Origin of the sequence: Tannerella forsythia (assembly GCF_003860135.1) — a bacterium.
GTDB classification, from domain to species: domain Bacteria; phylum Bacteroidota; class Bacteroidia; order Bacteroidales; family Tannerellaceae; genus Tannerella; species Tannerella forsythia_A.
Genome location: NZ_RQYN01000026.1, coordinates 1 through 16439, shown reverse-complemented (window position 1 = coordinate 16439; position 16439 = coordinate 1). Strand labels below are relative to the sequence as shown.

Below are 16439 nucleotides of genomic sequence, written 5' to 3'. Positions count from 1 at the left end.
TCGCACCTGCTGTAAACGTTCTTCCGTTTTTTTTAAGCGACAAATGTAGTGATTTTAATTTAGACCGGTGTTGTTTTTTTGAAAAGCGAGAGCAGTAACTCCTCGATAGAGGCTCTCATCCGGCGGCTTTTTCCCGTGAAGTTATTGACTAATATCACAACGGCATAGCGCTTACCGTTGTGGTCCATATATCCGCCATAACACAGGACACGGCTCATGCTACCGCTTTTCAGTCGTGCTTTTCCCTGCAACGAGCTTCCCTTCATCATATTTCGTAATGTGCCGTCTATCCCTGCTCGCGGCAACGAATGCACGAAAGCCTCCGATGCTTTCGAGCGCAAGGCCATGTAAGTATATACGTCGCACAGGAATTCGGCCGTTACTTTGTTGGTAATGGCCAGACCGCTCCCGTCGAACATCCAGAGCGAAGAGGAATCGATCCCTTTCTGCTTCCAATACTGCGTAACGACCTGTGCTCCTCTTCCGAAAGAAGAGATCGCCTCTTTCGAGGAAGGAGCGTAACGCAACCCGAGCGTTTTGAACACGGCGTCGGCATACAGGTTATGGCTGACGAAACAAAATATGCGGGCGAGGTCCTTGAGGGGAGGCGAATAAGTCGTGATCAAAGTCTTGCGAGTCGTCTCTTTCCACTGCCCCATCCGCGAGAGAATGCGATGACATGAAGGAGCGCCTTGGATACGGATACCTTCGCGCTGAAAAAAAGCATGGACGTAGCGGGCCGCAAAAAGCGCCGGATCGGGAATGTCGGCCGTCAGCTTGAAATGGGAGCGGCGCGCGGGGATCGCACCGTAAAGATAACGTTCGTCGGAGAAAGGAAATCCTGTGATAAAGCAACTGTCGGCAGGTGCCGGAACAGCTTTGACGTAGTTGTGAAACGTGAGAGACGGCATGTCCGGTTCACAGTATTTAATCGTCGGCGTTGTGCCGGCTACACCGCTTTCAAGGTACAGACGGAACCGATTGTCGAAGATGTTCAGCCCATAGCTGCCCTGTCCGTATTCGCTTCCAAGGTCTTCACGCATCCATTTCATCGATACGCCTTCGGTATCGAAAATACTTTCGTCCACAATCAGCGCTCCCGTAACTTCGCGGATGCCGGCCTTGCGGATGGCTGCCGACCAGAGTCTAAGGATACTGTCTTTCGGGGTATCAAGCTCGGACGAGTTGAGCGTAGGGTCTCCACTTCCGCAGAGGTATAAGTTGCCGCGCAGGATGCTGTCACGAATCTCTCCATCGTACGAAACAGACGTCTCGAAACGGAAGTCTTCACCCAGTATCTCGAGAGCCGTGGCGGCCGTGACGGTTTTCATGACTGAGGCAGGTATCAGCTGACGTTCACTTTCATACTCGTATACAACAGTCCCTTTGTTTACTTCTTTCACCATCAATGCGACGGATGCTCCTCGAACCATCGGTTTGTCTAAGAAACGTTTCAGTGGAGCAGGAACGGACTGGGAGAAGAGCGTCTGTGTACCGAAGCAAAGACATGCGACCCAAATAATCATCCGCTGATGAATCATGATTTTTCTCATTTTATATACATATTTAGAGGCAAAGATATGAAAATGAAAAAAGAAATCTGGAAAAATTGCGGCATTAGTTGTTTTTCTAAAAAAAAGCATTACCTTTGCACTCGCATTAAAAAAGTACTTCAAGGTAGATTCGCTAGCTCAGCAGGTAGAGCACATCCCTTTTAAGGATGGGGTCCTGGGTTCGAGCCCCAGGCGAATCACTCCGAAACGAATCCCTGATAATCGAGCATTATCGGGGATTTGCTGTTTTATATTATAACGGTAGTGAATGCTCGGAAGATGGAGCATTGAATAATTCTGAAAAAACACATTTCAAGAAAGAGTAAAAGAAATGACTTCGATAAAAATAAAATTCAGAAAATCGACTATTAAAGACAAGGAAGGCGTACTTTATTTCCAATTAATTCATAATCGTAAAACCAAACTGATTACGACACATTTTCGTCTATTTCCTTGCGAGTGGGATACTCATTTAGAATCTGTGGTAGCAGATAAATCATCTAGTGAGAGAGGCGTTTACTTAAGGACCGTTAAAGACGGTTTAGAAAGAGAGAGGAGACAGATTAATGAGCTAATATCTATATTAGAAAAGAGAGGAGAGTATACAATAGAGGAATTAGTAGAACATTATGTAAATAATTCTTTCAATGGCTATTTTTTTTCTTTTATAAAAAACCGGATTAAAAGGCTAAAATCTGAAAATCGAATTAAAACGGCATCAATATGTGAGACAGCATATCGGAGCTTTTCTCGATTTAGACGTGGAGAAGACATTTGGATTAAAAAGATGGACAACGTGCTAATCAACAAGTATGAGGCTTATTTGGTAAATAATAATGTGTGTAGAAATACTGTTTCTTGTTATATGAGATCATTAAGATCAATATATAATCAGGCTATACGCAAGGGGTTGGCAGTTTCAAATAATCCATTCAGAGATGTTTATACAGGTGTCGATAAAACATCCAAAAAAGCGGTGAATGAATCTGTAATTTTGAAGCTGTGCAAACTTGAGCTTTCTAAGCAAGTCAATTTAGAAATAGCACGAGACATTTTCATGTTTAGTTTTTATACAAGAGGTATGTCTTTTATAGACATGGCCAATCTCAGACAAAGTAACCTTAAAAATGGCTATATCATTTATTCTCGGAGCAAGACCAAACAAGTTTTGTCTATTAAGATTGAGAAATGTATTGAAGAAATCATAGAAAGATATAGGCTCCTAACTATAGACAACTACATACTTCCTATATACAATAGAAAGAACCATAATTATATCAGTCACTTGCGCACATACAATAAACGCTTGAAACGATTATCTGAAATGATAGAGCTAGAAAAACCGTTGAGTTCTTATGTAGCAAGGCATTCATGGGCTACAATAGCATTTCGAAAAGGAATCTCTGTGCAAGTTATCAGTGAAGGGATGGGACACGAGAACGAAAAAACAACACGTATCTATTTGGCTTCTATCGATCAGTCTATTATAGATAACGCAAATGCTCAAGTCATAGCATTATAGTAATTAAAAGAATGACTACCTCTTCTTTAGAGGTGGTACTTTATCGAAAGTAAATTCTCTACAAAGATAGAAAAGAATTTTCAATAATAGATTGTCGACAATTATATTTTTTTTTACAAGAGATGCGACTTTTGCTTTTTTCTCAATCAAGAAGCTGTTTTTCAACGTGTTTATGCAAATGTTCGAAAAAAATATATTTAAAATCGATGCAATAAATAAATACCGATTGATTCTCAGTTTAATTACAAATAATATAAAAATACTTCCTTGTTATTGTTTTACAAATCTGTTTTAAAATCCTTCCTCAAAAGTCAAAAGGGAACCACAGAACACTAACAAACAACACAATACTACAAAGCCTATTTAAGTACCACCTCTAAAGAAGAGGAGGTATAAAAAATGTTTATTAATAATTTAAATCAAAGTGTTATGGCAATTAACTTACAAAAGGGCCAAAAAATAGATATTGGCCTAACAAGGATGAGTGTAGGATTAGGGTGGAATCCAAACGAAGGGACCGGTTTTGATTTTGATTTGGATGCTTCTGCATTCATGATTGACACAAACAGACAAATACCGTCGGAACCTTATTTTGTCTTTTATGGAAATACTGATTCTCCAGATGGGGCTTTGCATCACACAGGAGATGATCCTACAGGAGGTAATAGTGAAGATGGAGATGATGAAACCATTGAGATTGATTTGTCAAAAATTGACCATCGCATCAATGAAATTTTATTTGTAGTAACTATCCATGAAGCGATACAAAGAAAACAAAATTATGGACAAGTTCGCAATTCATACATCCGGATAGTTGACGATTCAACTGGTAAAGAAATAGCAAAATATGAATTAGGAGAAGATTTCTCAATTGAGACAGCTGTTGAATTCGGAAGGCTTTATAAAAAAGAGGGTAAATGGAAATTTGAAGCATCCGGAATTGGTTATAAAGAAGACTTGGCATTCTTTCTATCGAAATATTATAAAGGAAAAATCATAAAATGAGAAGATATGGCAATTAATTTACAAAAAGGTCAGACCATAGATCTGCGCAAAAATGATAAAGGGGAAGACGTGTACAACTTATCTTCTGTTACAATTGGATTAGGTTGGGATGTCCGTAAAAAAGGAAGCGGATTATTAGGAAAACTTTTTGGAGAGAGAGAAGATGAGTATGATCTTGATGCTATTGCATTCTTATTAGATCGCAATGGAAAAGTAGCTAATCTTGGACGGACAGTTTATGTTGGTGGAAGACAGGTTATTTTATATCAAGGAGATGTTATTTATTTTAACTCAATGAAACACCCTTCGGGTCATATTTGGTTAACAGGAGACAATAGAACTGGAGCCGGTGATGGGGATGATGAGCAAATCATTGTTAAATTAGATTCATTAGATGAAAAGTTTCAGAAGATTCTATTTGTCGTTTCTATTTATCAAGGAAAACAGAAAAATCAACATTTCGGGATGGTTGAAAACGCTTTTATCAGGGCGGTTGATGCGAGAGGAAAAGAGATTACAAGGTATAATTTATCAGGTGATTATACAATGGACGGTATGTGCTCGATGGTTTTTGCTGAAGCATATCGGAAAGATGGCGGTTGGAAATTCAGAGCTATTGGAGAACCATACCAGACAGACAGTTTTGTCGAAATCCTGAAAAAATATATTTACCAGTAATTCAGAAACCATGAGAAGACTTCCTGTATATTTATTATTAGATACATCTGGTTCCATGTGTGGTGAACCGATTGAAGCTGTAAAAAACGGAGTACAAGTCATGATAAGTTCACTACGGCAAAACCCGCAAGCGCAAGAAACAGCTTTCTTAAGTATTATCACCTTCGACAGTTCCGCGAAGCAAATTATTCCTTTAACTGATTTAGGATCATTTCAGATGGTGGATATAAAGGCAAGTGGAACAACGGCTTTGGGTGAAGCCTTGAAACTCGTCAGTAATTGTATCGACAATGAAGTTGCTAAAACAACCTCAGAAACAAAAGGTGATTGGAAGCCATTAGTTTTTATAATGACTGATGGGAATCCAACCGATGATTGGCAAAATGGCTTGACTGAATTAAAAAAGCGGAAAATAGCATTCATTGTTGCTTGTGCTGCTGGTAGTGGAGCGGATACAAATATTTTAAAACAGATTACAGACAATGTAGTCAGCTTGGATACAGCCGACAGCCAAAGTATTTCCAAATTTTTTGCTTGGGTTACTGCTTCCATTGGTGTTTCATCAACAAAAATAGAAGATTGTGGCAAAGAAGTAGCTGGATTGAATGAACTGCCCCCTCCTCCTTCGGAATTAAATATCGTCGTATAATGAGGAGATTGCCGGTTTATTTTCTGTTGGATACATCCGGGTCAATGAATGGAGAACCTATTCAAGCCCTTAATAATGCACTAAGTGGCATGATAAATTCATTGCGTTCCGATGCGCAAGCATCGGAAACGCTTTGGGTAAGCATTATTACATTTGATAAAGAGATAAAAGAAATCTTACCATTAACAGAGTTGCCCTCACTGCAATTGCCTGAAATTGTTTGCCCTCCAAGTGGTCCAACTTTCACAGGGAAAGCTCTTGAGTTATTATGCCAGAAAGTCTCTATGGATGTGAGAAAAGGAACTCCTACACAAAAAGGTGATTGGCGCCCATTATTATTCATCTTCACAGATGGAAAACCCTCGGATTTACAATTATACTCAGAAATGATTCCAAGGATAAAAATGTTGAATTTTGGAGCGATAATTGGGTGTGCTGCGGGTGATTGGGCTGATGATTCCAAATTGAACGAGTTATGTGATTCTGTAGTGCATTTAGAGACTTCTGACAGTAATACCTTAAAACAGTTTTTCAGATGGGTCTCGGATACAATCGAGCAAGGAAATAAGAGTATGGGAGTAACAGATATGGTAGCACTCCCTCCAGCTCCATCAGAAGTACATTTAGTCATATAGATCTCCGATTTTTAATGTGTAAATATTATGAGACGATTACCAATATATTTTTTAATTGATGTTTCCGAATCAATGGTGGGAGTACCTGTTCAGCAGGTGGAAGAAGGCTTAGAAACCATTATTCAAGCATTGAAAACAGACGCCAATGCCATAGAAACAGTATGGGTTTCCATTATTGTATTTGCAGGTCGGTCAAAAACACTTATTCCTTTGCAAGAGATTGTTAATTTCTACCCTCCAAAATTTCCGATTGGAAGTGGTACTTCTTTGAGCAATGGTTTAGGGCATCTAATGTATGAACTACGGAAAAATACAATCAAAACAACCATTGAACAAAAAGGTGATTGGAAACCTATTGTTTTCTTGTTTACAGATGGTGTGCCTACCGATGAAACTAAGCCAGCAATAGCAGAATGGAAAAGTAACTGGCAGAGGACGGCAAATTTAATCGCTGTTTCATTTGGAGATGAAACAGACAACCATTTACTTGGTAAATTAACTGACAATGTGCTTCAATTCAGAAATACCGACGCTTCTGCATACAAGCAGTTTTTCAAATGGGTTACCGATTCGATTAAAACCAGTAGCGCAAGCGTTGAGAATAATACATTAGGATTTGAACTAGCCCAATTAGATGGAGAAACTATTTCCAGAATTGACTTGACAAAAGAAATCTCAAAACCAAGAGTAGATGAAAACTTTGTAATATTAGCTGCAAAATGTCAAAATACAAAGCGTCCTTATCTTATGAAATACAGGAAAAATGTTTTTGTACATGATTCGGGAGATATAGGGTTTAATTACAGGTTAGTCGGAGCTTTTCAAGTCGATAATTCATACTTTGAACTTTCAGAGGAATCTGTACCCAATTATAAAATAAATACCGACAAATTAATCGGTGCACCGACTTGTCCTTGGTGTGGAAATCAATTCGCCTTTGCAGTATGTGGCTGTGGAAAAATTCATTGTATTGGTAGCGAAAAAATCAGTACTTGCCCTTGGTGTGCAAGCCAAGGAACTTATGGACTCGGTGAAGGTGGCATTAATGTCAATAGAACACAAGGATAAGATGGAAATAGCAAAATCATACATTCAATCTCTTTTTAAGACAAAAGGGGTTTTTATACAGCAAGATAGGATCAATTTATTAAATGAGTTTATAGAAAGCGACTCAAATATTGCTGCTGTAAGACAAATTGTTGATATTCAGAATATGCTAATGGATAAATGGAAATTAAGAAATAGGATAGAAGACATTATTGCACAACAAATTAGCATTCCGAACGCAACTGTCAATAAACCATATCAGGCAAGAATTGATTTTGAGCAATTAAAGTTAACAGACTTGTCTGAATTCGATGTTGATGGATTCTCTAAATTAGGGTTGACTTACGATAAGAAAGACCAAACAATTACAGGAATTCCCATGCAAAGCGGTGATGTTAAAATCAGGCTATTATTTAAAATAAAAGGAGAAAGCGAAAATGAACCTTTACACGAAAAAGTAATTCCCCTTATCATTAATCCTGACCCTAAAACACTTTGGAAAGATATTCCGAGCGATGAAAGTGCTATTTTTTGGAAAAAAGATGATGACTATAATTTCAGTCAATTAGGAGAAAAGCATATTGTTGTTGCTTCCAAGAGAGGCCGCTCTCATAAGAATATCGGTTCCTTCCGCGATGACGATTTTGCTTTCAAATACTATAAAAATACTGGCTGGTCAATAGTTGCTGTTGCCGATGGCGCTGGTAGTTGTACTTTATCTAGGCAAGGATCAAAAATTGCTTGCCATGCCGTGATTGACCATTTTGAGCAAACAGAAGACCTCAATCTTGATAAAGAATTTGAACACAAAATAAAGGAGTTTATCCAAACTAAAGACGAAACGATATGGAGAGAATCGGAAGTTTTATCAAAACATATTTTATACAAAGCAACCACATTTGCACATAGTAAAATTCGGGAAGCAGCAATAAAAACCCATCAGAATAACCCTGAACTATTTAATAATCCTAAGGCTAAAAATCCATTGGATTATTTTCACTCAACTCTAATATTCGCTTTGTATAAAAGGTATGAGTTAGGATACCTTATTCTTACTTTTAGTGTTGGAGACTGCCCAATTGCAGTAATGAATAAGAACCAAACAGAGGTATCCCTGCTTAACTGGCTAGATGTTGGTGAATTTGGAGGAGGGACACGATTCATTACTCAATCTGAAATTTTTCATTCCAGTGAGTACCCAATGGCTTCTCGGTTCAACTTTCATCTTATTCCAGATTTTTCCTATCTGTTTTTGATGACTGACGGAATTTATGATCCTAAGTTTGTTGTGGAAGCAAACCTTGAGAAACACGAAAAGTGGATGGATTTTTTAAGAGATTTAAGTGGGGACAATGAAGAGTGTGTAAAGGTTGAGTTTAATCCTGATAATAAAGGAATAGAGGGTCAGTTATTACAATGGATGAACTTTTGGAGTCCGGGAAATCATGATGATAGAACCTTAGCTGTCATTTTTTAATTTATCAAAGAACGAATATGAACACAAGAACTGTTTCGTCAATCATTAATCCGGGTAAAACGTATCAATATGTAGATAATGGGGAACCTATGCGGGGAGGAATGAAAGATGTTTTTTTTAGTCCGGATAAGTCTTATGTGGTTGCCTTCTATAGAGACTCACAGGATTTTAATTCCAGAGAACGATTAAAAAAAATTGTGACCCAGTATTTTGACAGTTTCTTCAATAAAGAAGGCGGGAGCTACTACAAAAACCTATACACTTGGCCTACAGATGTAGTAGAAGCAGATAAAAAAGTGGGAATCATTGTTCCGTGTTATAGCCGAAATTTTTTTTTCCAAAAAGGATATGCAAACAATGATCTATTAAAAGGAAAAGAAAAAGAAGGAAAATGGTTTGCGAGTGCAAAATTCAGGGTCATTCAATCCAAGTCGAAATTGGATGAATCCGAATTGGGGAATTGGCTAAGTTATTTTCAGATATGTGTAAACATAGCTAGAGGAGTAAAAAGATTACATGCAGCAGGCTTGGCTCATTCTGATTTATCCTATAAAAATGTATTAATTGACCCGATAAGTAAAACAGCTGCTATTATTGATATTGATGGACTTGTTGTGCCAGGTCTATTTCCTCCTGATGTTATAGGAACTGCTGATTTTATAGCTCCTGAAGTGTTAGCGACAAAACATTTAGACAAAAATGACCTAAACAGAAAATTACCGAATCGCTTAACAGACTTGCATGCTTTAGCTGTACTAATATACATGTATTTACTTTATCGGCATCCTCTCCGTGGTGGTAATTATTTTGGAGCTGTAGAGTCTGAAGAAGAAGAAGATTTATTGATGGGCTCAAAAGCTTTGTTTATTGAGCATCCAACAGATGCAAGCAATCGGAATTTCAAACGAGAATATGGTGATAACCTCACAAAATTTTATCCCTGGACTGATTTGAAGAAAACCCCATATACCATCACAGGGCCATATTTAAAGGCACTATTTGACCAAGCATTTATTAAAGGTTTACATAACCCGATCGAAAGACCTACTGCAGATGCTTGGGAGCATGCACTGATTAAAACCAATGATTTGAAACTCCAATGTAGTAATCCGAGATGCGGGCAAAAATGGTTTATTTATAATAACACAAAAGATACCCATTGTCCGTTTTGCGGAACAAAATATAATCAATCAATCCCGGTGTTGGATTTTTTCTATCAGTTCAAACCAAGTGTTTGGAAACCGGATAATCAACGATTGGTTGTTTACAATAATTCTACTTTGCATCAATGGCATTCCAATCGAAATGTAATTAGAAATGAAAAGCTAACTGATGTACAAAAAGCAAGGGTTGGATATTTCTCTTATTTCAATAACAAATGGTTCTTTGTCAACGAGAAGTTATCTTCATTAAAGGATTTGACGGAGGACAGATTGATTCCAGTGGGCTCAATGGTGGAAATCACCAACGGAAAGAGACTGTTGCTTTTAAAAGAAGAAGGCGGGAGAGTCGCTATTGTATCACTTACAAATAACTAAAATAAACATCATCATGGAACGAAAACATCATTTCACAGGCTTAACCAATGAAAAAGTACTTGAAAGCAGGGAAAAACATGGTACTAATGTATTAACCCCACCAGAGAAAGAACCTTTGTGGAGGCTCTTTGCGGAAAAATTTGAAGACCCCATCATTCGGATATTGTTAATAGCAGCATTTCTATCATTAGGAATTTCCTTTGTACATTGGGAATTTGCTGAAACTATCGGTATTTTTTGTGCAATATTTTTGGCAACAGGTGTTGCTTTCTGGTTTGAATTAGATGCCAACAAGAAATTCGACGTATTAAATCAAGTTAATGATGATGCTTTGGTAAAAGTAATTCGGAATGAGCTTGTCTGTGAAGTACCCAAAAAAGACATCGTGGTTGGCGACATTGTAATTCTTGGAACAGGTGAAGAAGTACCTGCGGATGGAGAGCTGTTAGAAGCTGTTTCCTTACAAGTAGATGAATCATGTTTGACCGGTGAACCAATGATTGATAAAACAACCAATCCTTCCGATTTCCAATCGGAAGCTACCTATCCATCTAATTGGGCGATGCGTGGAACAAAAGTGATGGATGGACATGGAATTTTAGAGATAAAGAGAGTTGGAGATTCAACTGAATATGGAAAAGTTGCTGAACAATCAACAGAAATGAAAAGAGAAGAGACACCTCTTAACCAACAACTTGACAAGCTGGCTAAATTTATAGGTGTAGTTGGATTTATTCTTGCCATTCTTACCTTTTTTGCTTTGTTTATTAAAGATATATTTTTAGGAACGACCACTTTTACAATGGCACAACTTGGCTCAATTGGAATTATTTTTGTTTCCGCAATGGTAGTACTTGTTAAAGTTTGGGTTCCTATTATTTATGACGCTTTTGAATTATGTGGAAAGACTAAAGAAGTTCCCCAGTGTATTGATGGAAGAAGTTGGTTACAATGGATAGGGCTGGGAGGAGGCGTCTTCATTGTTTTATCTGTTATGGGGTTTGCTTTCGGAATAAATCCGTTGCATACAGAATCGTGGATTAGTTTAGATGTTGCTGGGCGTATTCTACAATACTTCATGGTAGCTGTAACTTTAATAGTAGTGGCTGTTCCTGAAGGGTTACCAATGAGTGTAACGCTAAGTTTGGCTTTAAGTATGCGCCGAATGCTTCAGAACAATAACTTAGTTAGAAAAATGCATGCTTGTGAGACAATGGGAGCTACTACTGTTATTTGTACTGATAAGACAGGAACGCTTACTCAAAATCAGATGCAGGTTTATGAAACACAATTCTTTGCCCTTGACAATCAACTTTTATCAAATAGCGAGTTAAGTAATCTGATAAAAGAAAGTATATCTGTCAATTCAACTGCCTATCTTGATTCTTCCCAACCACAAAAAATTAAATCTATAGGTAATCCTACGGAAGCAGCATTATTATTATGGCTATATAACCAGCAAGTCGATTATTTGGGTATACGAGAAAGTGCCGAGATTATTGACCAGCTAACCTTTAGTACCGAACGTAAATATATGGCAACACTGATTAACTCTCCTTTATTAAATAGGAAAGTGCTATACGTAAAAGGAGCACCTGAAATTGTACTTTCAAAATCAGATAATGTACTATTTAAATCAGGTAAGAAATCTGTCTCCGATTCAGAAAAGGAAATCGAAGAGTTATTATTACAATACCAGAATCAAGCCATGCGAATACTTGGATTCGCTTATGAAATTATTGAAGATGATATGCCTCGCTTCGAAAATGGGAATTTAGTCAATGTAAATCTTACATATTTGGGGCTTACAGCGATCTCTGACCCTGTTCGTGAAGATGTTCCTCTGGCAGTAAATGAATGTTTAAATGCAGGCATTCAGGTTAAGATTGTTACCGGAGACACACCGGGAACCGCGAGAGAAATTGGTCGTCAAATCGGAATATGGAATGAAAGCGATAAACTTCATAACATCATTACCGGAACAGAGTTTGAGAGACTGTCAGATGAAGAAGCTCTTAAACGGGTAGAACATCTAAAAATAATGTGCCGTGCACGTCCAACCGATAAGCAAAGACTCGTACAGTTGTTACAGCGCTCAGGTGAGATTGTTGCTGTAACAGGAGATGGTACAAATGATGCTCCTGCTCTAAACTATGCACAAGTTGGTTTATCAATGGGCAGTGGCACATCTGTGGCTAAAGAAGCCAGTGATATTACTTTGCTGGATGATTCCTTCAAGAGTATAGCTTCGGCCGTTATGTGGGGGCGTTCACTTTATCAGAATATACAACGTTTTATTCTGTTTCAGCTAACAATTAATGTAGCAGCCTTGGTTATCGTGCTGCTTGGATCGATATTTGGTTATGAATTGCCTCTTACTGTGACTCAAATGCTGTGGGTTAATTTAATTATGGATACTTTTGCTGCTGGAGCGTTGGCTTCATTACCCCCTAATGAGAAAGTGATGGATAATAAGCCGCGTAAAAATGACGCTTTTATCATTACACCTGCAATGCGATTCAATATCTTATTTGTTGGTTTTTCGTTCGTTGCACTTTTACTGGGTCTATTATTTATATTCACAGAGAATGGAGTAGTTAGCCCATATGACTTATCACGTTTCTTTACCATCTTTGTCATGTTACAATTCTGGAATATGTTTAACGCAAAAGCTTTTCTTACACGGAAATCTGCTTTTTCAAATATAAAAAACTGTATCGGGTTTATTCTGGTTGCAATTGTGATTTTAGTTGGTCAAGTTCTAATCGTTGAATTTGGAGGAAAAGTATTCCGCACTGTGCCACTTTCTCTAAAAGATTGGGGTATAATTATAGGGGCGACTTCATTCGTTTTATGGATTGGAGAAATAGTACGATTTACTAAAAAATAATTCAGGCTTGTTTTCAGTAAAATTATCAGAGAAATGATATTTATTCGCTTCTAAAAAAATAAGATAGTTAAGGGATAAATGCCAATGCTATTTTTTTAATTGGATAAAAGCGAATCACTCCGAAACGAATCCCTGATAATCGAGCATTATCGGGGATTTGCTGTTTTATATTATAACGGTGGTGAATGCTCGGAAGATGGAGCTGTCTTATTCAATAAAAGCATAGACAATCCCGACGACTGAGAGCGCGAGGATCACGCCTCCCACAATCTGATTCAGGATACGGATACCGCGGATGTTGAACCAACGCCGCAGCTTGGAGACGAGATAGGTGACGAAAAACCACCAGAGGATCGCTCCCGCGGCAATGCCTCCCAAGCCGATCGGTATATCCCACACACTGGCCGAAAAGACAAAAGCGAAACGTGCAAACAGTCCGATGTACAAGAGCACAATCAGCACATTGCTAAATGTCAGCAGAAAAGCAGACACAAAATCTTGAACGAACGACATCTTATACTCCCGGTTTTTCTTCAACTGTTTCACCGGATTACTCCGGAAGATGTAATATCCGAAGGCCCCCAACATAATACTTCCGAAGATCCGGAGCGGCTGTTGATGGGCTTCCACGAAATTCACAACGAGCCCCATGAACAAACCGGTAAAAGCCGCGTAAAGCACATCGGACAATGCCGCGCCCAGCCCGCTGACAAACCCGTGCCATCGTCCTTTCGACAAGGTACGTTGAATACACAGCATTCCGATAGGCCCCATCGGCGCCGAGACCAGAATACCGATAATCGCCCCTGTATAGAAAAGCTCAATCATCGTTCTTTACACTGCCGGTATGCTGTCGACACCGGCTTTCTGTTTGCTTTATTTAGATCCGTCAATCGTTTGCAAAGGTACACTTTTCCGCTTACTCTTCATACATCGCGGCGATCTGGGCCGCATAGCGACGGGCGATTACGCCGCGGCGCAGCTTGAGCGTATCCGTCAGTTCCCCCTTCTCCATCGAAAAGGGTTCGGCAAGCAAGGTAAAGCGTTTGATCTTCTCGAACGAAGCGAAATGCTTCTGGCACTCTTCGATGTTCGAATGGAAGAGCCGGACGATTTCTTCTTTCCCGATCAGTTCGCGATGATCGCTGTAAACGATACCTTTCTTGCGGGCGTAAGCTTCGAGTGCCGGGAAAGCCGGTACGATAAGCGCGCTGACAAACTTATGTTCGTCCGCGATGACGGCACACTGTTCGATGTAGGTGTTGCCGCTCAGACTCATTTCGATGGCCTGCGGAGCGATGTATTTCCCGTTCGACGTTTTAAACAGGTCTTTAATCCGTTCGAGGAAATAGAGTGTATCGCCTTCGAGGCGGCCGGCATCACCGGTACGGAAAAACCCGTCGTCGGTAAAAGCCTGCTTCGTTTCCTCCGGCTTTTTGTAATATCCCGCCGTGACGGTCTTGCCCCGGACGAGGATCTCGTTTGTAGCCTCATCGATGCGCACATCGAGATCGGGCATGACTTTTCCGATAGACCCGACAATGTATTCCTTCATCGGATAGCAACATACGGTAGCACTTGTTTCGGAGAGGCCGTATCCGTAGATAATCGGAATGTTTACCGACAAAAGAAAAGAGGCGATATTGTCGGCCAGCGGTGCTCCGGCAACGGGGAAGAGCACGCCGCGTTGAAGCCCGACGGCTTTTTTCAATATCGTGAAAAGCGTTTGATCGTAGAAATGATATTTCAACATAAGCCCCAACGGCGGCTTCCGACCGATGTTCCGATATTCGAAAGTATAGCGCCGTCCCGTCTCGATGGCGTCGCGAAAAAGCCGCTGCATGGTCCGGGGAGACCGTTCGATCTTTTCCTGTACGCCGCTATACACTTTCTCCCAGAACCGCGGGACGTTGCACATCAACGTCGGGCGTATTTCGGGCAATGTTTTCTGAATCTCTTTCGGATACTGGTTGATGGCCATCCGCACGCCTTTGTAAAGGCAGAAGCAAGCCCAGCCTTTTTCGAAGATATGCACGAGCGGAAGAAAGCACATCGACAGATCGTGGTCGTTGACCATCGGCAGACGGATGTCGTGGATGCGCATCGTCTCGCGCAGGTTGGCATGGGTAAGGATGACGCCTTTCGGCTCGCCCGTTGTGCCCGAAGTATAGACAATCAGAGCAGTATCTTCGTCGAGAGCTTCGTTGCGCCGAATTTTCGCGCCGGTCTCGGCATGCGCGTTGTCACCGAGGCGGATGAATTCATCGAAATAGACGGAGGTTCGGTCTTCCGGATAGCGTACCACATGGCGGTCGAAGATCACGAGTGTCTTCAGCGTATCGCCCATTTCCTGCTGCACCTTGAAGGCATTGTTGTATTGCTGCTGCTCGCCCACGAAGAGGAGACGTATCGCGGCTTCGCGGATGATGTACGCAATCTGATCGGGCGAGTTGGTCGGATACATCGGCACCTCCGCGGCACGGATGCCGTAGGCGCCGAACGAAGCAAAGAAACATTCCGGCATATTCTGCGCGTAGACGCCGATATTCTCCTGTACACCGATGCCGTATTCGATCATAGCCTGTGAAGTCAGACGGACCTGATCGGCCAGCTTCGCCCATGAAATTTTGAGCCATTTCCCGCTCTCCGGTTCGCGATGAAGTAATTCCGTCCGATCATTATACTTCTCGGCCTGACGGAATATCATTTCTGCAAAATGGTAATTCGCTGCTTTCATTTTTTCTTGCTTTTGAAACGGACAAATCTACATAAAAAAACGGTCTTTTCATAAAAACAGGGAGACAACTTGCCGGCCGAGCCATCAGAAGACGTATGAATAGAAGTTGATAGCCACGCGTTTGGTATAGGAGTCCGGACGAAGTATTCAAGGAATTTGATGGCGATGATTAAGCCTGCGAATCGTTACCGTTAAGCCTTTTGGTAGGCATCCTTAACTTGTTTCACAACTGTCGTCCAATTGGATCACAATTGTAGGACAATTGGAACACAGCTGTGGTCTGATTGGATCACAGTTGTGGTTTAAGTAAGCGGATGTGTTCCGTTAGCTTAACGATGGTTATCGGAAGGCTTAACGGTAACAACGGCTTTCCTTACCTATTGAAACGAAAATTTCGGACGGAAGCTGTGGAAGCCTCCGATACTGCTATCGTACGATGTTGTACCTCTATTTATCCCAAATTACGCGATACACGGTTCGACGTTTACCATTATTATTTAATTGTCAATTGTCAGTTGTTAATTGTTATGCCGGGTACATGATTCGGCGTGTACCATGCATAACCGTTGACAATGAGCCATTAACGATTATAATTCAGGCTTACAGCCCTCCGCCGAAATACGATGCCTTTTTCGGGTCTGTGTTGAATCGTGTGGGTAACCCATAAATCAGGATCCGGAAAAAAGTTGTATAATTGCATTCATGGAA

12 protein-coding genes and 1 tRNA gene are annotated in these 16439 nt (G+C 40.3%); 10 read left to right on the top strand and 3 right to left on the bottom strand.

All coding sequences use genetic code 11. The annotated features are described in order from the left end of the window. Positions 1-59 precede the first annotated feature (59 nt). Positions 60-1553: a D-alanyl-D-alanine carboxypeptidase/D-alanyl-D-alanine-endopeptidase gene (gene dacB, locus EII41_RS07810; RefSeq protein WP_260425525.1), complete on the bottom strand. Its 1494-nt coding sequence runs from the start codon at positions 1551-1553 to the stop codon at positions 60-62. Between the two features lie 127 nt (positions 1554-1680). Here dacB and EII41_RS07805 point away from each other — a divergent pair. The 10 genes from EII41_RS07805 (at position 1681) to EII41_RS07760 (ending at position 12994) form a co-directional block, all read left to right on the top strand. Continuing rightward, positions 1681-1753: transfer RNA gene (locus EII41_RS07805), tRNA-Lys, on the top strand. Positions 1754-1884: 131 nt separating this feature from the next. Beyond that, entirely contained in the window at positions 1885-3075 is a 1191-nt protein-coding gene (locus EII41_RS07800) for a site-specific integrase (RefSeq protein WP_124790124.1), read from the top strand. A 429-nt stretch (positions 3076-3504) separates the two neighbouring features. After that, positions 3505-4080, top strand: coding sequence for a TerD family protein (locus tag EII41_RS07795; RefSeq protein ID WP_124790141.1), 576 nt, complete (start codon positions 3505-3507; stop codon positions 4078-4080). A 6-nt stretch (positions 4081-4086) separates the two neighbouring features. Next, the gene (locus EII41_RS07790) at positions 4087-4758 is read left to right on the top strand and encodes a TerD family protein (RefSeq protein WP_124790123.1); all 672 of its coding nucleotides are present in this window, start codon (positions 4087-4089) and stop codon (positions 4756-4758) included. Between the two features lie 10 nt (positions 4759-4768). Next, positions 4769-5407 (top strand): vWA domain-containing protein, encoded by a 639-nt coding sequence (locus EII41_RS07785; RefSeq protein ID WP_124790122.1) that lies wholly within the window; start codon positions 4769-4771, stop codon positions 5405-5407. Then, on the top strand, positions 5407-6042 hold the full coding sequence (locus EII41_RS07780) for a vWA domain-containing protein (RefSeq protein WP_124790121.1): 636 nt from the start codon (positions 5407-5409) through the stop codon (positions 6040-6042). Before EII41_RS07785 ends, EII41_RS07780 begins: the two co-directional genes overlap by 1 nt. A gap of 27 nt (positions 6043-6069) precedes the next feature. Beyond that, entirely contained in the window at positions 6070-7110 is a 1041-nt protein-coding gene (locus tag EII41_RS07775; RefSeq protein WP_124790120.1) for a TerY-C metal binding domain-containing protein, read from the top strand. Next, entirely contained in the window at positions 7013-8566 is a 1554-nt protein-coding gene (locus EII41_RS07770) for a PP2C family serine/threonine-protein phosphatase (protein WP_221620707.1), read from the top strand. Before EII41_RS07775 ends, EII41_RS07770 begins: the two co-directional genes overlap by 98 nt. 17 nt (positions 8567-8583) lie before the next feature. Next, on the top strand, positions 8584-10104 hold the full coding sequence (locus tag EII41_RS07765) for a helix-hairpin-helix domain-containing protein (protein WP_124790118.1): 1521 nt from the start codon (positions 8584-8586) through the stop codon (positions 10102-10104). A gap of 13 nt (positions 10105-10117) precedes the next feature. Beyond that, positions 10118-12994, top strand: coding sequence for a calcium-translocating P-type ATPase, PMCA-type (locus EII41_RS07760; RefSeq protein ID WP_124790117.1), 2877 nt, complete (start codon positions 10118-10120; stop codon positions 12992-12994). Positions 12995-13201: 207 nt separating this feature from the next. Here EII41_RS07760 and EII41_RS07755 read toward each other — a convergent pair whose 3' ends face one another. Then, positions 13202-13822 carry a LysE family translocator gene (locus tag EII41_RS07755; RefSeq protein WP_124751409.1) on the bottom strand — a complete coding sequence of 207 codons (621 nt, stop codon included), beginning with the start codon at positions 13820-13822 and terminating at the stop codon, positions 13202-13204. A gap of 91 nt (positions 13823-13913) precedes the next feature. Beyond that, complete coding sequence (locus EII41_RS07750) at positions 13914-15731, bottom strand: AMP-dependent synthetase/ligase (RefSeq protein WP_124790116.1); 1818 nt, start codon at positions 15729-15731, stop codon at positions 13914-13916. Positions 15732-16439: the final 708 nt, after the last annotated feature.